The organism is Acinetobacter sp. ANC 4178 (genome assembly GCF_004331175.1).
Taxonomy (GTDB): domain Bacteria; phylum Pseudomonadota; class Gammaproteobacteria; order Pseudomonadales; family Moraxellaceae; genus Acinetobacter.
In genome coordinates, this window is sequence record NZ_SJOD01000002.1 from 570,521 (window position 1) to 588,674 (window position 18,154).

The 18,154-nt window shown below is 40.3% G+C and carries 15 protein-coding genes and 1 rRNA gene; 2 read left to right on the forward strand and 14 right to left on the reverse strand.

What is annotated here, in order from left to right:
• Positions 1-52: 52 nt before the first annotated feature.
• From E0H87_RS07015 to E0H87_RS07040, 6 genes are all read right to left on the reverse strand, one after another.
• Positions 53-1,981 (reverse strand): hypothetical protein, encoded by a 1,929-nt coding sequence (locus E0H87_RS07015; protein WP_131322924.1) that lies wholly within the window; start codon positions 1,979-1,981, stop codon positions 53-55.
• 22 nt (positions 1,982-2,003) lie between these two features.
• The gene (gene filE / locus E0H87_RS07020) at positions 2,004-3,362 is read right to left on the reverse strand and encodes a putative pilus assembly protein FilE (protein WP_165493942.1); all 1,359 of its coding nucleotides are present in this window, start codon (positions 3,360-3,362) and stop codon (positions 2,004-2,006) included.
• A gap of 32 nt (positions 3,363-3,394) precedes the next feature.
• Complete coding sequence (locus tag E0H87_RS07025; RefSeq protein ID WP_131322926.1) at positions 3,395-5,059, reverse strand: OmpP1/FadL family transporter; 1,665 nt, start codon at positions 5,057-5,059, stop codon at positions 3,395-3,397.
• 12 nt (positions 5,060-5,071) lie between these two features.
• Positions 5,072-6,169, reverse strand: a complete 1,098-nt coding sequence (locus E0H87_RS07030; RefSeq protein ID WP_131322927.1) for a hypothetical protein — start codon at positions 6,167-6,169, stop codon at positions 5,072-5,074.
• 43 nt (positions 6,170-6,212) lie between these two features.
• Positions 6,213-7,046, reverse strand: a complete 834-nt coding sequence (locus tag E0H87_RS07035) for a C39 family peptidase (protein ID WP_131322953.1) — start codon at positions 7,044-7,046, stop codon at positions 6,213-6,215.
• Between the two features lie 200 nt (positions 7,047-7,246).
• The gene (locus E0H87_RS07040; protein ID WP_131322928.1) at positions 7,247-8,230 is read right to left on the reverse strand and encodes a DUF6160 family protein; all 984 of its coding nucleotides are present in this window, start codon (positions 8,228-8,230) and stop codon (positions 7,247-7,249) included.
• Positions 8,231-8,488: 258 nt separating this feature from the next.
• Between E0H87_RS07040 and pabB the strand changes: the two genes are divergently transcribed.
• Positions 8,489-9,826: an aminodeoxychorismate synthase component I gene (pabB, locus tag E0H87_RS07045; protein ID WP_131322929.1), complete on the forward strand. Its 1,338-nt coding sequence runs from the start codon at positions 8,489-8,491 to the stop codon at positions 9,824-9,826.
• Here the strand turns inward: pabB and hisC are convergent.
• Positions 9,823-10,914, reverse strand: coding sequence for a histidinol-phosphate transaminase (gene hisC / locus E0H87_RS07050; RefSeq protein ID WP_131322930.1), 1,092 nt, complete (start codon positions 10,912-10,914; stop codon positions 9,823-9,825). The genes pabB and hisC overlap by 4 nt on opposite strands.
• Positions 10,915-11,068: 154 nt before the next feature.
• Positions 11,069-12,370 carry a histidinol dehydrogenase gene (gene hisD / locus E0H87_RS07055; protein WP_165493946.1) on the reverse strand — a complete coding sequence of 434 codons (1,302 nt, stop codon included), beginning with the start codon at positions 12,368-12,370 and terminating at the stop codon, positions 11,069-11,071.
• Positions 12,371-12,493: 123 nt separating this feature from the next.
• On the opposite strand from hisD, the gene E0H87_RS07060 reads away from it, so the two are divergent.
• Complete coding sequence (locus tag E0H87_RS07060) at positions 12,494-12,889, forward strand: nuclear transport factor 2 family protein (RefSeq protein WP_227547322.1); 396 nt, start codon at positions 12,494-12,496, stop codon at positions 12,887-12,889.
• A 73-nt stretch (positions 12,890-12,962) separates the two neighbouring features.
• Here the strand turns inward: E0H87_RS07060 and hisG are convergent, their stop codons facing one another.
• From hisG to rrf, 6 genes are all read right to left on the reverse strand, one after another.
• Complete coding sequence (gene hisG, locus E0H87_RS07065) at positions 12,963-13,664, reverse strand: ATP phosphoribosyltransferase (RefSeq protein WP_131322932.1); 702 nt, start codon at positions 13,662-13,664, stop codon at positions 12,963-12,965.
• Positions 13,661-14,920, reverse strand: coding sequence for a UDP-N-acetylglucosamine 1-carboxyvinyltransferase (gene murA / locus E0H87_RS07070; protein ID WP_131322933.1), 1,260 nt, complete (start codon positions 14,918-14,920; stop codon positions 13,661-13,663). Before murA ends, hisG begins: the two co-directional genes overlap by 4 nt.
• 6 nt (positions 14,921-14,926) lie before the next feature.
• On the reverse strand, positions 14,927-15,178 hold the full coding sequence (gene ibaG, locus E0H87_RS07075; protein ID WP_016167324.1) for a BolA family iron metabolism protein IbaG: 252 nt from the start codon (positions 15,176-15,178) through the stop codon (positions 14,927-14,929).
• 139 nt (positions 15,179-15,317) lie between these two features.
• A complete protein-coding gene (hpf, locus tag E0H87_RS07080) occupies positions 15,318-15,650 on the reverse strand; it encodes a ribosome hibernation-promoting factor, HPF/YfiA family (protein WP_131322934.1) in 333 nt (110 codons plus the stop codon).
• Between the two features lie 169 nt (positions 15,651-15,819).
• Positions 15,820-17,271, reverse strand: a complete 1,452-nt coding sequence (locus tag E0H87_RS07085; protein ID WP_131322935.1) for an RNA polymerase factor sigma-54 — start codon at positions 17,269-17,271, stop codon at positions 15,820-15,822.
• Positions 17,272-17,961: 690 nt separating this feature from the next.
• Positions 17,962-18,076, reverse strand: a 5S ribosomal RNA gene (rrf, locus tag E0H87_RS07090).
• Between the last annotated feature and the right edge of the window lie 78 nt (positions 18,077-18,154).

Here is an 18,154-nt window from a genome sequence, read left to right on the forward strand (position 1 = left end):
AAAATAAAAGCCGATTCGTTTGAATCGGCTTTTTTATTCAGAATATCGAAATTTAGCTTTTGGCTTTAACGCTATAGCAAGGCGCTAAACTCATCTCTAAAGTTCCACCACTCAATTTCGCTAAAGCGGTGTCATCCGTCGTTTCATCGGTATTATTGGCATTATAAACCTTTTGGAAACTGGCATAACTGTTCGCCCATTTAACTGCACTGCCAGCAGAATCGGTAAAGGTGATACGTCCTGTACCTCCCGTTGATGCATTTAATAAATTCTGTAAGTGAACTAAAGCCCCACCCACCACGATTTTTTCACCTGTGGCAGATATTTGAATGGTTGAGTTTACCCCAACCAAAGCACCATTAACTGACTTTAATGCCTCATCGCCTAAAATCATACGAATAGAAATAGCGCGATCATCAATAAAGGCACGAGATGTTGTGCCTAAGCGATATTGCTGTACACCATTACTGTCTTTCAGATTACTACCTACTGTTGTATTACAGCTTCCTGTACTCATATCAGTATCGGTCGCAGCAGGCTTCATATTGGTTCGTATATCGCCTTTCTCATCAATCACAATACCCAATTTTAGACTTGGCACACTGCTATCAGTGAATTTGAACGTTAAATCTGCATATAATGGGAAAATGTAATTTTCACCTGCTGAGACATTATTACTCGATTTAAATACTTGTTTGTCTAAATAGGTAATTGGATAAACTTTAAAAAGATCTAAGGAACCTTTAAACGTATCTGAGATACCATAACGCTGTTGCCATTGTCCGAGGTCTTTCAAGTCCTCAGCAGTGACCGTGGTTTTTTGTGTCAGTAATTTATAGAATTTTTCCTTACCCGCAATCATATAATCGTTATACAACTTCCCTTGATTGATAATCAGATCTTCAGAATTCACGTCATCTACGCCAATATAATAATTTTGATCGATGCGTTTATTCAGCGGGTTAATCCAATGGTTTTGTGGCAATGCCGTCATACGGGTCGGTTTATAGCTGCGGAGTAATTCTGCATTTACTCCAGCAATCGAGGTCAGGCCTGATTTTGCCAAACCTCTCCATTGCAAACCACTGCCAAATGTATAGCCTTGGCGATCCGTCAACAACATAAAATGTCCAAACAAATGTTTGGTGGTCGTGTCATTTGCAGCACAAACGTCTTTATTACAGCCCGTTAAGCCATCCGACCCCGTTAAGCTACTCACCACACTGCCAGTAGTCGAGAATAAAGAAAACTCAGGCTGATACACCGCGGCATTGCTAATATTCAATAATTGACTGACCACCGCAAAAGCGTCTGCATCTGAAATGACAGAGACATCTAACCACGGTTTAATGATGGCGGCGTACTCTCCATTCACCATCTGTTGCGCGGTTACAGAACTGGTAATTTTATCTAAACTTTCACGGATCGAATCATTCATATACAGCGCTTGAATATCCGTTTTCGTGTTTATACTTTTTTGCTGTAGAGCCAATGCCTGAATAATTTTAACCAAGTTCATGGCAGTTTTGACTGTAGCATCACTTGAATCAAGTACGGTCGCATCACGGTTAGTCATCCCTCTGGCAATATCTAATACCGTCAAACGCGGAATTTGATCGGTACTGACCAAGGCAATATTACTGATTGGGAAAGACCCTAAAGCAATCCGTTTATCGGCTTTACCCAATAAGAATACATTGACTTTATCACTATAATTACAAGTGCCTGTGGCAACACCATTCTTCAAATCCATTAAAGTCACAAAGGTATTTTGTGTATCACTGCTACAGGAAAAATTTAAACCATCAAAAGGATAATCCAGTGCAAACTGAATGCAGTTGGTTGTGCCCGCAGTACAACTCCCATTTACCGTGCTGTTATTATTTTTCTCTGGAATAATATTGGCACTTTCCCCACCACAAGCAGTGAGTCCTGACATTAACGTTGAAAGTGCGATGGTTAATAAATATTTATTTTTCATTCCTATTACTCTATTTTTCTAACTAACGAACCGCGGTCAGTTTGATTTGTCCTTGATTGCTTAACGCTTGCTCTTCAACATCCACTGCTGAAAGTAAAGGGGTCATAAAAATATATCGGGTTTGCGTAGGCAGCTGTAACATGCCGTCAATCACAGCATGGCGGTATTTATTTTCGGCACGATCCTGATTTTTAAAACCCGTCACGCCTTCAATCACACAGCCTGAGTCATCTAAAAAAGCCACAAAAGGCCAGTAATAACTTGGTTGATTTTGACTCGAGGCATAAGAACTGAGTTGCACATTTTTAATGCCCGTCTGTACTTCCACGACTTCATAATCAAAATGATTTTTTAACGGTTGGCGAGGCCATAAATTGACGTCTTGCTGAGCTTTGAGTAATTTTGCTTTTTGTATTTTTTTATCGCGATAACAGCTTTGACCCAAGCTTTGTACCACTTGATCTTTTGCAATGGGATAATACTGAGTCGATAAAGCAATCACTGAGTTTTCAACTGGATTATTCTTCTTAAATAATCGGTCGAGTACGCCTTGATTCACCCCTTTTTCACGTTCAACCACTTGCAAACGAGGTGGACCTAACTCTTTATCCATCACACCTTCAGGCATGACATAAAAGCGTTTTTTATTTTCTAAATTAAATTCTTTCCCTTCTAAATATTCATTTTTCACATAACGATCACCATTAATTTCCAGAAATCCTTCTTGTGTAGATTGCGTGGAAACCGAACTGGTTTCATGTTTGCTTTTTAATTGTGTGGCTTTTTCAATGGCCACATTGGTTTCAATTTTATGAAGTGCTCGCTCAACCTGTGCAGAAGTTGCCTTCTGAGTTATAGATGGTTGAGCGAGTTCCAAGGGCGGCTTTTGAAATGTAGTAATTTGCTGACTGAGCTGCTCATTCACTTGTTTTGGAATTTCGGCAGATTTTGCTATGACAGCAACTTTCGACTCAACAGACGTGAGTTTTTTTTCATTATTTGCCGGTGGAATAGATTTACTTTGATCAACTATTTCAGGCTGTACCACGACAGGATTTTTTTGCACTTCAGTAAGTTGGGGTTTAGTTTTCACTTGAGATTCAACTTTTTCAGCGACACCAGTCGGTGGTACCACAACTTGTGCTTTTGGCATCGGTTGAACCACCTGAACAGACGGTACATCCTTTACTTTCGTTTTTTCTTGTTCTATTTTTGGCTTTGATGGAAGCGCAACCTGAGATTGAGCTTCCACTTTTTGGGTTTCAGCAGGCACACGAGGAATCACCATGGGACGACCATCTGGCCCAATGATGGTATAAAACTCACCCGCATTTGCAGACAGTGCCATCATCCCACATAAAACCCAAGTCGATGATGACACCCACGTAAACCGCTTAGCTTTATTGTTTTTTCTTACCATTTTGTACGATAACTCAAGCCTAAAATAGTGATATTGGTTTCGGTTTTTACGTTTAAGCCCGCATATGGGTTAAATACAATATTATTCACCCCAGTTTGGTTCAATAAAGTACTGGTATTGGCAGGAATACTGTCTTTACTGCGTAAATAACCAATGGATAAATCTAAGTCGGTATCGGCATCGAAGCGATAACCCACACCCAAACCAAATAATTGCGCATTATTAATAGGCACCATGGTATTTCGTTTGTCATCAGGGATGGCGCTGGTTCTTGGCTCATATCCAGCTCGTAACTTCAAACGATCAGTTGCAGAATATTCAATCCCGATGCCATAGTTCCAAGGGGAGTCAAACTTCAAAGGCAATGACAAACTGTTGTCAGTAATATCTGGTGAAAGGAGTTTGGCAATTTTTAATGCCGAGATAGAGCGGTCAAACTCAAATTTGAACTTGTCCCATGCACGATAATCTGTCCAGCCCACATCTACATTCACTTGTAAATCGGGCAGAAGCATATATTTGATCCCGGCCTGAATATGCTGTGGATACTCAAAATCCATCGACACCAGACCTGATTCGGTCGCAGGAATACTTTGTGGAAAACCTAAAATTGCCGCAAGAATCTGCCCTGTCGGTGAAGACATCAAACCATTGATCAACTCACGTGGCGCTTTTGAGTTATCAATCGTGTATTTGCCCTTCAAACGCATTTTTGAAGCACTTTGATACACCATACCAAAGCTAAATTCGTCGGTGGGTTCCCACATGACCCCAAGGTTAAAACTCGGACTCAATGATTGCTCCATCGCCACTTCCATCCGACCAAAACGACCAAATGGATTCATTCCTTCTTGAGCATTACAAATCCCGAGCAATAAAATATCGGTAATCACATCCGAGTTGTCTTTAAATGGGGTACAGACCACCTCATCAATCATGCGTAACATCCCAATCATTTCATTCGGGAAACGCAAATCTGTTTTTAAGGCAAAAGCTTGATAAGACATGCCCACCGAGGCGCCAATCGAAAGTTCATCATTGACTTCATAGGCGATAGACGGCGACAAATAGGTAAAGCGCTCCAATGCCACCTGTTGTCCCATAAAATTACTTGGATTGCCGTTTTCCGCACCAAATCCAGCCACTAAGGGTGCATAAAATGCTGTGGCAAAAGTAGTTTTAGAACCGGGTGGTTTATATGCTGCGCCCGCCGTTGGTGCAAGCATAGGCATCCCCTCACCTAAATCGACGACTTTCTTTAAAAATGGCACATACAGACTAATATATTCTACATCGCCATTTACAGGGCCTTTGTAATCTGTACAAATGTCTGAAGCCACTTCAGGACCATCATTACACACCAAAGGGTCATCTGAATAACCAAAAACGTTATAGCCTTCAGGTGCTGAATACTGACGTTTGATATTAAAGTTTGCCAGAATCCCTTGTACATCTGTTTGCAAACCCTCAATTTTCGTCAATGCGGCAGGGTTATAATGAACCGCACTTACCCCTGGAGGATCGGCTGTGACCGCATTCCCCATTGCAAGTGATCGAATATCTACTGACAAATTTTGCCCGAGTTGAGCAAAAGCCATACTTGAACAGCCCGATAAAATTATCGCTGAAACTAACGGGCTAAGTCGTACCTTGTACATGCGACTGCCCTCTTAGCTGATTTTTTTACCGAAACCTGCAATATCTAATGGGAAAGACAAACCTAAAGATACATCAGGTGCATCTTCGGTTAAGCCAATGCCTAAGGTGCCATTCACAATAGTTTCTGGTGAAACACGTACACCTAATGAAATAGCAAAGGTTGAACTGGTTTGATCGGCTGGTGAGTAACTTTCACCTGAGGTATATGTAAATTCTGCCCCCGTATTGAAACTTTGCTGGTATGACATGGTCATAGACACATCATAGTTAAATGAGTAAGCAAAACCGAATGAAAAACCTCCGCTAATGCCTGGGTCAAATTCTTCAATGACTCGTGGACCACGGCGCTGATCTAAACCCGACTCTTTGAAACCATAGTTGGCCGATACTGAAGCAAAAAGTACCACAGGATCAATATACTTACGTGTGCTCGCACCGACACCTGCTGAATAATAACCTTTACCAGTAGCCAAGTCGGTAGTTGGATTAATTTCATAAGGGCTATCGCCTGTTTTGGTCGAGATGTTTCCAAATAAAATTAAAGGTAAACGTCCCGTTTTAAGCGGGAACGGTTCCCAACGTGTACCTAAAGAAATATCGCCCAAACCTGCGGTAGAGGTGTCTTTTAAATTGTCTGTTTTAGCAACTAGAGGTAATGAAGCCGTGAAGGTTAAATTATCGAGTACCCCATACTGTACGGTAAAAGTATTGGTCAAAGTATGGCTGGCATTTTCCTGCACGCGTAATTGATACAGGCTACCTTGTGCCATTTCTAGATCTAATTGGGTATCGCGATAGTAGGTATAATCCACATCGTAAAATGCAGAAATATCGCCTTTTTTAATTAAAGAATATTGACGCTCGTTTGAGGTAAAAACTTCTTCAAGATTGGTTTGTTTAGTCGCATCACCCTCTTGTTGCTGTAATGCATTAGAAGCATCATGCGGTGGTGTTGTGGCATTGGTTTCTACACTTGATGCAACTGCTGTTTCTTGAGCTCCAACGGTTGTTCCCTGTGTTTCAGCTGTCGTATCGGCTGCATAAGCAGTCCCCATCAAAATTTGAATACTCAGCACCAATAAAGTTTTATTCATCCATTGATTTTTCATTTCCGTCCACTCTATTCTTTTTTTATTTGCTTTAAACCGCGTGCTATTTGCTCTTGTAATATAGGCGTAAATGTCGATCGACATATTGGCCGTTCATCTCCGATTCTGGGTTATTATTGACAATTCTTGAGATCGTCGCTCCCCGATCTGCCAGTTTTTCCATATAAAACTGTGGATATTGAATATCAACCAATGCATAACGGTTCACTGTTGCATCCTCAACATGACGCATATCACTATCCTGTAATGCCAATAAATTTTTACGTTGTTCTGGTGGAACACTAATTAGAAATAGGGTGTTATTTTCCCAAATTTCTTTAAAGCGTTCTTCATCAAAACTAATGTTTCCCAAAGCTGGATCAGCGACGTAAACACGCCTATCCTTATAGGCCTTAAACACCACAAAGTGTTTAAACCCCGCATAAGAGATTGGAACAATGGCAGGCTGACCTTGTGCAACTAAATCTGAGAATTCACCTTTATAGCCTCCACTCTCTAAACCGAGTGCAGCGACAAAACGCTTCATATCCAGTAATGAAAAGCTACGACGCTCAATAATCCGTTCTGACTCACCGAACTTGAGTAAGCCAGTCATGGTTTGTTGTTCCGTCAACTGCGTTCCCACATAACCATTGAGTAAAGTCGTTAATGCAGCGGAACCACAGCTATAGTCATAGGCTTGACGTACAATGCCACGAAATTGATCGATCAATGCAGGTTTAATTTGAACGGTTTCACGGTGCATGCGGGTAAAGGAATCTTGCCGTGAATCGAGTGTTTCAGTGTAATAGACTGCTTCAGGAGGTTTTTCTTTTATTTCAAAGGCTTGCGTGGCAAAATAGTACATCAATGCCGAGCCCAATGCGATCTCTAACATATTCCCTAACTTTCTGATGTTCGGCATGACGTGCCTGAAATTTATTATTTTTCTAGAGTAAAAACTCTATACTTCCTTGTATTTTGACAACATACCTGTTTTTTTAAAAAAGAAACAGCCTTTTCTTACATTTTTAGATGAACTGAATGGTTTTTTGTAAAAAAAAGCGCGTGAATTCACGCGCTTTTCCTAGGAAATGATTAGTGACCAGAAATCGTGATGACTGCACCTGGAGTGTAAACACCTAAAGATGGGCTGAAATAGGTTTGTAAACCTTGTACTTCTACATCACCAATTGATGAAGCAGCTTGACTACCTAAATGCACACCTTTCACATAGTTATCTACTGCACCGCTAGAGCTGATAATACGTAAATAGCCTTTGTTCGCACCTTCTGTACCAATCACACTGATTGATTGATTCAAGGTTAAATCTTTAGCATTTGCATCCGCTACTTTAATGCTATCTACGAAGATTTGACCTGCTGCACGGTTACCTGTAGTACCATCCCCAGTGCCTTGTTTAGTTGAGTTATCCAAAATACCAAGGTTGGTAATTTCTAGACCACCGATCATCTGTGCATTCAACTTAACCATAGCCCCTTGTGGTGCTGCACCCAGTTGAATATTGGCAGACATAGGACCTGTTTTTAAAGATAGACCTGATAAAATTGCATTGTAGTTGGTATCATCTCCACCACGACGAATACTGGTTGAAGCTGCTGTTGGAAGCGCGCCTGAACCTGTTACCCCAATTTCCCCAATTTTAATATCCAAACCAGAAACTTGCGCACCGATGTTCAGGAACGCACCACCTGTTCCTGAAGTACCTGCATCAGTATCAATGGTTAAATCTGCAAGGTTACGTGAAGCAAGTAAGTATGCACCCGCATTATCATAGTTTGCACCAATCACAATACCTTTGGTTGCAGTCGCACCGGTACCATTGCCCTTAATTACAATGGCACCCGCAGTTGAAGTACCGCCCAATCCAGCTGTTGCAAGACCGTCATTGTCGTGAATGAATAATTTCTCAATCTCGACTTTAGAAATGCCAATACCGATATTTAAACCATCTTGACCCGTTGTCGCGCTTAATGAAGCATCGTCCATTGCTTGCATAGCCATCGCATTCGCGCTAATAGCCATTGAAGAAACTAAAACAAGTTTAGTTAATTTTTTCATGTTCCACTCTCCCAAGAGTATTCTTTTTCTTTAAATGTCAACCACTCGATGCATCTGTTGTTTTATTTGTTTTTCGACAACAGTACATAGTTCCTTGAGTGATCCGTTGGCACCCATAACGTTATAGGTCTGTTATTTTTTGTTCAACTGCTGTTGGTCGTAATGTGAATCTTGCCGACAAACGGTATTTACTGTGTTGTTTCCTTCACATTCGAGTAAAATATAGAATATAGTTTTAATGCCAGCTTTATTAAGCATATGACCAGCCCTTCTCTTTTCCAAAATGTGATTTGTGATCAACCTGTTAATGTTCAAGAAATTCTTTCATGTCTCGATGATCTTCCACATTTAATTTATTTAAAAAACAATCAAAGCCCGGTCATTGCTTTTCTTCCATGTCAATTTGAATGTGTAAAAAATGGCGTCCGTCAAACTTACCAAAGAACACAGCTTGACCAATATATCCCCATTGAATCCAGTTTAAGGTTTAAACAGTCTGAAAATCTTCAATCCAATACTGATGGATTTCAGGGCGGCTTAATGGGCTTCATCAGTTATGATTTTGCCAGTGCACAACATGTGAAAGTTCACTCAAAAGATCAACCTAGTTTTTGGCTTGGTTTATTTCAAACTTATTTAAAATTTCAGGATGATGCTTGGTATTTTTATAGTGATGAGCCAGAAGCTGAACAAATTTTCGCATTCATTCAGAACAAATTAGAAGCTACATCCAAAGTCACTCCATTACAGCTCACTCAAACCTGTCACGCACGTTGGAATAAGCAACAATATCAAGCGGCTTTTGCACAAGTTCAAGAATATATTAAGGCAGGTGATTGTTATCAAATTAACCTGACCCAAGAATTTAAGGGACAAGCTGAAGGGCGTTTACTTTCCGTGGCACAAGCGTTCTGGCAACTGACTGATGCACCGTATTCTGGGTATTTAAAAACAGAAGAGTTTGAATTACTGAGCTGCTCGCCTGAACTTTTTATCGAATTTCTAGCAGGAAAAAAACTGGTCACTAAACCCATTAAGGGTACTATGCCACGTTATGCAGATGCAGAGCGCGATGCACAATCTAAACACCAATTACAACACTCTTCTAAAGATCAGGCTGAAAATGTCATGATCGTAGATTTGTTACGTAATGATTTAAGTGTTTATGCGGAAACAGGAACGGTTAAAACACCAAAATTATTTGAAATTGAATCATTTAATCAAGTTCATCACATGGTCAGTGAAGTCACAGCAACCCTGAAACCTGCTGTCAAAGCTTTAGATGTATTGTTGGCGGCTCTACCTGGTGGCTCAATTACAGGTGCGCCCAAAATTCGTGCCATGCAAATTATAGAAGAATTAGAAGGTGCGCCACGCGGTGCATATTGTGGATCATTAGGTTATTTTAATTTTGATGGTACAGGTTCATGGAATATTTTGATTCGCTCCATTCAGAAATATCAACAACATATTTCTCTTTGGGCAGGCGGCGGAATCACCATTGCGTCTGACTGCGATGCGGAATACCAAGAATGTTTTGATAAAGTTTCTGCCATGCTGGACTTACTCAACACATGGCAGAAGCCACAATCTTAAACCAAAATATCTTGCTTTAAGGTTTCAACCAAACGCTGATTTTGCTCATCTGTACCAATGGTAATACGCAAGAATTGATTAATGCGTGGCTTATTGAAATAACGCACAATAATGCCACACGCACGTAATTCAGCCGCCAATTCACCCGCATCTTTATTGGGTAAAGATGCAAAAATGAAGTTGGCTTTAGATGGCAATACCACAAAACCAATCGCTTGCAGTTCATTGACCAGTTTTTCACGGCTGCGAATGACTTTTTCACATTGCTGTTCAAAATACGCCTGATCTTCAAAAGAAGCTACGGCTGCAGCAATGGCAAAACGATCCATTGGATAAGAATTAAAACTATTTTTCACCGCTTCCAGTGCTGCAATTAAATGTGGCTGTGCAATCGCAAAACCAACACGTAAACCAGCCAATGAACGAGACTTGGATGTGGTTTGGCAAACCACCAAGTTCTCATACTTTTCCACTAATTTAACAGCAGATTCAGCACCAAAATCGACATAAGCTTCATCAATTACCACCACTGAATCAGGATTGGCTTGCAAAACTTCTTCAATGGCTTGCAGACCTAAAGCGATACTGGTTGGCGCATTCGGATTGGTGATAATAATGCCACCATTGGCTTGCTTATAATCATCTACCACAATTTCAAAAGCATCATTCAACGGTAAAACTTGTGTTTCAACCCCAAAGAATTGGCTATAAACAGGATAAAAACTGTAGGTAATATCTGGATAAAGGATGGGTTTATCTTGGACAAAAAAAGCCTTAAAGATATGTGCCAAAACCTCGTCTGAACCATTACCCACAAAAACATTCTCAAGCGCAACATTTTGTTGTTTGGCAATCGCCTGCTTTAAAGCGGAAGCATCAGGGTCAGGATATAAACGTAGGGCATCCGCAGAATCCACTAATACCGCTTGAACAGCTTCTACCACTTTTGGAGATGGCGGGTATGGGTTTTCATTGGTATTTAATTTTAATAAATTTTGAATTTTCGGTTGCTCACCTGGTACATACGGTTCTAATTCACGTACTTGAGGGCTCCAAAAACGCATTTGTGCTGGACTGATATTTGACATTTTATTTCTCTATATTTCCTCTCCTAACCTCTCTTGCACTTCGCCTTAAGGGAATCCTTAAAACTTGCTCAAGGAGAGGAATTACGCCTCAGATTGATTTCATCGATGCGTTCCCTCTCCGTTTAGGAGAGGTAGGGAGAGGTTTTAAAATAATTTATTGATAACGATAACGTGCTGAACGCGCATGCGCATCTAAGTTTTCTTGCTGCGCTAGAATATCCGCGGTTTTCGCCAAAGTTTTCACACCTTGCTCAGAGCACATAATCAAACTTGAACGCTTTTGAAAATCATATACACCCAGCGGCGAAGAAAAGCGTGCCGTACCAGAAGTTGGCAAAACGTGGTTTGGCCCTGCACAATAGTCACCGATTGCCTCTGGGGTATAACGCCCCATGAAGATTGCGCCTGCATGGCGAATATCTTCTGCCATTTCCTGCGCTTCATCTAGGCAAAGCTCTAAATGCTCTGGTGCAACCTGATTAATTAAATCAATGGCTTCTTGACGGTCTTTGACCAATACCAAAGCCCCACGATTTGCAATTGAAGTGCGCGCAATTTCAGCTTTTGGTAATACGGCTAAATGCTCTTCTACCGCTTGAGCAACATCATTCAGTAATTGCTCATCAGGTGTGATAAACACCGCTTGCGCTACAGTATCATGCTCGGCTTGGGACAATAAATCCATTGCCAACCATTGTGCATTATTCACGCCTTCAGCATAAACTAAAATTTCAGACGGCCCTGCAATCATATCGATACCGACTTGTCCGAATACTGCACGTTTCGCAGCCGCGACAAAACGGTTGCCCGGTCCTGTAATCTTATCCACTGCCGGAATCGTTTCTGTACCATAGGCTAAAGCCGCAACCGCTTGTGCCCCACCAATGGTGAAGACACGGCTGACACCAGCCAAATAAGCGGCTGCTAATACCAAAGGATTCAACTCACCGTTCGGTGCAGGCACGACCATAATAATTTCAGGCACACCCGCCACATGCGCAGGCACAGCATTCATTAACACAGAAGACGGATAAGATGCCAAACCACCAGGTACATAAATCCCAACGCGATCTAAAGGCGTTACTTTTTGCCCAAGTGTGTTCCCCAAGGCATCCACATAGGTCCAGCCTTCTTGTTTTTGCGCTTGGTGAAACTCACGAATACGGTTTGCAGCAAGCTCTAACGCCTCGCGGACTTCGATACTCAAACCATCAAAAGCGGTTTTTAATTGTTCTTGGGTCAGTTCTAAATCTGAAAATTGATGCGCTGGATGTCGATCGAACTGTTGAGTGAGTTTAAGAACATGAGCATTACCATGCTGACGAACATCAGCGATGATTTGATCTACGGTTTTTAAAAGTTCTGGGTCACTCACGGTTTCAAAAGCCAACAAATCAGCAAAGACTTGTTTAAAGTTCTGATCTTGAGTCGATAAACGTCGCATCAATTTATCCACAATGAAAATAAAGGGAAGCTTTAGTTTACCTTGTTTCCTGTATTTTGTGGGCAACAATCCTCCAGCTAAACACGGAGTGTAATGAAAAATTACTTTTAACTTCATCGGGAAATGAATGTGATCATGATTTTTAAACTAGAATTACCGAATCTAAATAAAAAAAGTCAAAAAAAGATGACCCTCACGGACATAGCCACATGCTTTTCAACGGGACAATTTAGCCCAATCCAACCCTATTTTTCAGAAACCATTACATGGGAAATTGTGGGTAAACAACAGATTTCAGGTTTTGATCAAGTGCTCAAACATTGCCAGTCTATCGAGCATTATTTTACGACCATCGCGTATGAGTTCCATATTCAAGCAATTCATCAAACGGGCCATCATGTGATTGTTCAAGGGGAAGCACAATTTCATGACACCAAGCAGACATCCCGAATTTCTGCTTGTGATATCTATACGTTTGATACTTTAAATCAACTGGTTCAGATTCAATCCTATTGTATTTCAATCCAATAAAAATATTAAAAAATGAGCAGGCACAAAAAAACCGCCATCATGGATGGCGGTTTCTTTAAACAAAAAAGATCAACTATTTGTTCTTTAATGCTTCACGTTCAGCGACTGCTGTTTCTAACTGTGCAAGAATTGGGTTTAACAACGCTTGCTTCCGCTTGAAGCTTGCCTTGTTCACGATCAAACGAGAAGATACTTTACAGATTTCTTCCAATGGTTCTAAACCGTTGGCACGTAGCGTATTCCCTGTATCAACCACATCGACAATGTAATCGCCCAAACCCACCAATGGTGCCAGTTCCATAGAGCCGTACAACTTAATCACATCGACTTGCTCACCTAAGCTAGCATAGTACTGACGGGTTAAGTTCACGTATTTGGTGGCAATTTTTAAACGCCCTTTTGGACGTTCCATGCCAACTTTGCCCGCGGTCATCAGTTTACATACTGCGATTTTGAGATCGAGTGGTTCATAAACGTTTTGCGCGCCATGTTCCATAAGCACGTCTTTGCCCGCAACACCAATATCTGCCGCACCATTTTCTACATAAGTCGGTACATCAGAAGCACGTAAAATTAAAATACGGACTTGCTTATGTGTGGTCGGAAAAATCAATTTACGTGATTTATCAGGATCTTCGAGTAAATTGATACCCGCTGTTTCAAGTAAGGGTAAAGTCTCCTTGAGAATACGCCCCTTACTCAATGCCAATGTTAAACCATGATCAAAATTACCCATTACATTGAAATTAGGATCATCGTTTCTCATGTCACTCATGCACTTACTCGCTTAATTTGAGCACCTAAACCTTGTAATTTTGCTTCTACATCTTCATAACCGCGATCAATATGATAAATACGGTCAATCAACGTTTCACCTTCAGCAGCCAAGGCAGCCAATACCAAAGAGAATGATGCACGTAAATCTGTTGCCATCACGGGTGCAGCAGAAAGCTTCTCGACACCGGTTACGATTGCATCATTTCCTTCAACTTCAATATTTGCCCCCATACGAGACAACTCAGGCACATGCATAAAACGGTTTTCAAAAATCGTTTCTGAAATGGTCGCAAAACCACGACCAATCACGTTTACAGCCATTAACTGAGCTTGCATATCAGTTGGAAACTCAGGATGAGGAAGCGTACGGAAGCTCACTGCTTTAGGACGTTTACCCAACATATCCAGTTCAATCCAATCGTCACCACGGGTCACTTCCGCACCCATTTCTTCAAACTTTTCCAGTACTGACTCCATTAAACTTGGGTCAGTATGCGTGGTCTTCACACGACCACCTGTAATCGCAGCAGCGGCTAAATATGAACCTGTTTCAATACGATCGGCTACAACGGCATATTCACAACCATGTAAGCTTTCAACACCCGTTACAACAAGCGTATCTGTGTCCAAGCCTTCAATTTTAGCCCCCATCTTGATCAACATTTTCGCAAGATCGGTAATTTCAGGTTCACGTGCAGCATTACGAATGGTCGTTACACCTTCCGCGAGCGCAGCTGCCATTAAAATATTTTCTGTTCCACCCACAGTCACCATGTCAAAAACGACTTCACCACCTTTTAGGCGACCATCGACTTTGGCATGTACATAACCATTTTCAACTTCAATTTCAGCACCTAATGCTTCAAGTGCTTTTAAATGTTGATCGACTGGACGCGAACCAATCGCACATCCACCAGGCAAAGACACTTTAGCACTGCCATAACGTGCAACCAAAGGACCAAGCACTAAAATTGAAGCCCGCATGGTTTTAACCAATTCATAAGGTGCAAATTGGTTATCTAAGGTTGACGTATCTGCAGTAACCGTATCGCCTTCATAGGTCATTTGAATGCCTAAACCCGCAATCAATTTCACTAAAGTATTGACGTCTTTTAAATGCGGTACATTGGTCAGTTTGATCGGTGAATCTGCCAAAATCATGGCAGCAAGCAACGGCAATGCCGCATTTTTTGCACCCGAAATTCGAACTTCACCTTCAAGCTTAACGCCACCTTCAATCAAAAATTTATCCATTAATTTTTAAGCTCCAAAAAGGCTAGCTTTGCGCCATTCTTCTTTTGTCATTGCGCGAATGGTCACAGCATGGACTTCACCACTTGCGATGTAAGAGTTCAACGGAGCATAAACAGTCTGTTGGCGTGCAACAGGACGTTTTCCTTCAAACTGATCATCAACAATTCGAAGATCAAACTTGCCCGCTTGCCCACTAACTGCAACTTCAGCTTCAGGAAAAGCAGTTTTTAAAATTTCAGTGAGCTGTTCACTATTCATGACAAAGACCTCTATACAGGACCAATGGTGTAAAACCCGCCATTTTACTATAAATCAGGAAAAATAATGCATTCATCGCACATTTTTTATATATAAAAAAAGGAGGTTTGTGATAAACCTCCCTCGATTGAAATTTAGATCAAACTAAAAGTGGAACATAATCCATCTGTAATTCTCGATGTTTGTGCAATTGTCGTTTTAATTTTTCTGTCAATTTTTTAATTGAAGTGTACATATCATCTGCCGTGGCCTGCGCAAACAATTCTATACCCGGTAAACGAATAATAGCTTCGGCTATATGATTCGCACTCCCTTTTTTAGAATGTTTATCAATTTGATGATCTTTAGAGAGTTTCACCTGCATACTATTGACTTGATCTAAGTGCTTCGTCATTTGGGCAAATTTTTCACGAATATTTTCTTCGATCGCAGGGGTGATAGTTAAATGATGACCACGAATTGTTATTTGCATAATTCTATCCCTCACCTTCTTTTAGGATTAGCAAAGGTACAGCCGAAATGTTTCACAGCCAGAAAAGAATCTGCGCAATCTGATCAAATCATTTCAACCGTCCTTTAAAATAAAAAAGAGATTCATTATTTCGTCATAATGAATCTCTAGAATAGTCATACTTTAAATTTTAGATCAAGACTTTTCGCTCGGAAGAAGACGGAATATGTAACGATTCACGATACTTTGCGACCGTACGACGTGCCACATCAATACCCTCATCCTTCAACATATTGGCAATCGCATTATCAGACAAAGGCTTACGTGTATTTTCTTCTGCAATCATTTTCTTAATTTTGGCACGAATCGCTGTAGAAGAGGCTTCACCACCCGACGTTGTCCCCACGTGACTTGAGAAAAAATACTTCAATTCAAACAACCCACGTGGCGTCAACATATACTTATTGGTTGTCACCCGCGAAACGGTTGACTCATGTAACTCAACTTCTTCTGCAATATCACGCAGCACCAAAGGCTTCATCCCTTCAGCACCAATCTCAAGAAATGCCTTTTGATGCTCGACAATACACGAAGCTACTTTCAATAAAGTTTTATGGCGTTCATCGACACTTTTAATAAAATTCTTGGCTTCCAACATTTGATTACGCAAATATTGATTTTCATCACTTTGATCTGCTCGACGAATCATGTTCGCATAAAATGAATTTACTCTTAATTTAGGCATTACATCAGGATTCAATTGAATTTGCCAATGATCATTGCGCTTCATGACCACAACATCTGGAATTTGGTAATCCGAATCTTTATCTTCAAACTCAAGTCCTGGATGTGCTTTTAATGTTTTTAATAAATTCACCGCAGATTTGAGTTGGTCTGTATTTAATCCTGTCTGTTTAAGCAACTTCGCAAGCTCATTAGAAATCAATAATTCATAATGTTTAAGCAAAATCATCGCTTCATGACGATAAGTCGTTTGAACGGGTAAACTTTCCAGTTGAACCATTAAGCATTCAGCCAGATTTCTAGACCCTATTCCAATTGGATCAAGACGTTGAATATGTTTTAAGACAACAATGACTTCATCATCTTCGATGACTTCATCATAATCCATAGATGCTAAAAGGTGTTGAACGGATGTTGTAATTTCTGAAATCTCGACATCCAAAAAGCCCTTATTATCTAATGAGTCAATAATACAGTAGGCAATTAAACGATCAATTTGAGAAAAATGAAGCAAGTTAATTTGTTCAAGCATATGCTCTTTTAAGCCTATGTGACCTTGGCGATTATCCTCTCGCTCCTCAAATTCGGCACTCCCCAAACTGGTTGATTGATGGGTATAAACATCATCCCAATCCGTATCTACAGGTAAGTCATCGGGTAGATGATCGGCATTTAATTCACTGGTTAAATCAGTATTATCATGTTCTTTTTCTAAGCTTGATAAACTTTCGACACTATTTTGTTCTTCTACTTTTTCTAATAATGGGTTACTGTCGAGTTGAATTTGAATTTCTTGTTCCAATTCCAAACTGGACAATTGAAGCAAACGAATGGCTTGTTGCAACTGAGGAGTCAACGACAATGAGTTCGCAACTTTGAGTCCAACCGATAACTTCATATAACCCTACTCATTATTAATCATTAAATACAAGCAATTTTTATGCCGCTTTATGTTTTTATAGCATAGTTTTAGTAAAAGTCATACAAAATTCTGCTGCACTTAAGCCCACCAATAATCTTCTGTTATTTCAAGCCTAATCCTTTATTTTCAAATTACCAATCATTTACTCGTATTCGCATCAACCACAAGGTCTCCAGTAACCAGTGTGATCAACAACTATCCAACCCTATTTTCATGCTTTTTAAATCCCCTATAAATTGCAGCGCTCAAATGAGCATGCAATATCTTTCCAATAAAAGATACGTCTTGCCAGTCCTCATGTAAAAAATTCTTATTCTTTAAAATTTTTTCAAGAATGACCTATATCTGAATACCTCTCACCCCATATACAGCACAATATATTGATTTTTATTAAAAAAATTTTAGACTCCTTATCTCAATACTAAATACAAAGGAATTGGATAAAAATCAAAACTTGCCTTAACCCAAATCTATAAAATGGAACTCGCTTTAAAATTTTTTGAATAGTTCTTTTTGTTAGCTTGGAAATTGAAATTTTTAAACCGAGTAGAACAACCATATTTTAATAATTTTCTATATTTATCAGGATCTGTGTGGAAATAAAGTATTATTTTCCAGATAGAGAAACACCCCCTGATCTGATGACCAGGGGGTGTTTGAATAATGAGCTGGCGATGACTTACTCTCACATGGGTAACCCCACACTACCATCAGCGCTAAGAGGTTTCACTTCTGAGTTCGGGAAGGGATCAGGTGGTTCACTCTTGCTATTGTCGCCAGCACAACTGTTTATGACTATTGGTTATGGTCTTATTTACACATTGTGTATGCCTAACTTTCGTCAAATGAGTTATTAACA

Excerpts from the sequence above, each read along its gene's own strand:
- E0H87_RS07015 (WP_131322924.1), bottom strand. The coding sequence starts at position 1,981 with ATGAAAAATAAATATTTATTAACCATCGCACTTTCAACGTTAATGTCA.
- E0H87_RS07025 (WP_131322926.1), bottom strand. The coding sequence starts at position 5,059 with ATGTACAAGGTACGACTTAGCCCGTTAGTTTCAGCGATAATTTTATCG.
- E0H87_RS07030 (WP_131322927.1), bottom strand. The coding sequence starts at position 6,169 with ATGAAAAATCAATGGATGAATAAAACTTTATTGGTGCTGAGTATTCAA.
- E0H87_RS07035 (WP_131322953.1), bottom strand. The coding sequence starts at position 7,046 with ATGTTAGAGATCGCATTGGGCTCGGCATTGATGTACTATTTTGCCACG.
- E0H87_RS07040 (WP_131322928.1), bottom strand. The coding sequence starts at position 8,230 with ATGAAAAAATTAACTAAACTTGTTTTAGTTTCTTCAATGGCTATTAGC.
- pabB (WP_131322929.1), top strand. The coding sequence starts at position 8,489 with ATGACCAGCCCTTCTCTTTTCCAAAATGTGATTTGTGATCAACCTGTT.
- hisC (WP_131322930.1), bottom strand. The coding sequence starts at position 10,914 with ATGTCAAATATCAGTCCAGCACAAATGCGTTTTTGGAGCCCTCAAGTA.
- E0H87_RS07060 (WP_227547322.1), top strand. The coding sequence starts at position 12,494 with ATGATTTTTAAACTAGAATTACCGAATCTAAATAAAAAAAGTCAAAAA.
- hisG (WP_131322932.1), bottom strand. The coding sequence starts at position 13,664 with ATGAGTGACATGAGAAACGATGATCCTAATTTCAATGTAATGGGTAAT.
- murA (WP_131322933.1), bottom strand. The coding sequence starts at position 14,920 with ATGGATAAATTTTTGATTGAAGGTGGCGTTAAGCTTGAAGGTGAAGTT.
- ibaG (WP_016167324.1), bottom strand. The coding sequence starts at position 15,178 with ATGAATAGTGAACAGCTCACTGAAATTTTAAAAACTGCTTTTCCTGAA.
- hpf (WP_131322934.1), bottom strand. The coding sequence starts at position 15,650 with ATGCAAATAACAATTCGTGGTCATCATTTAACTATCACCCCTGCGATC.
- E0H87_RS07085 (WP_131322935.1), bottom strand. The coding sequence starts at position 17,271 with ATGAAGTTATCGGTTGGACTCAAAGTTGCGAACTCATTGTCGTTGACT.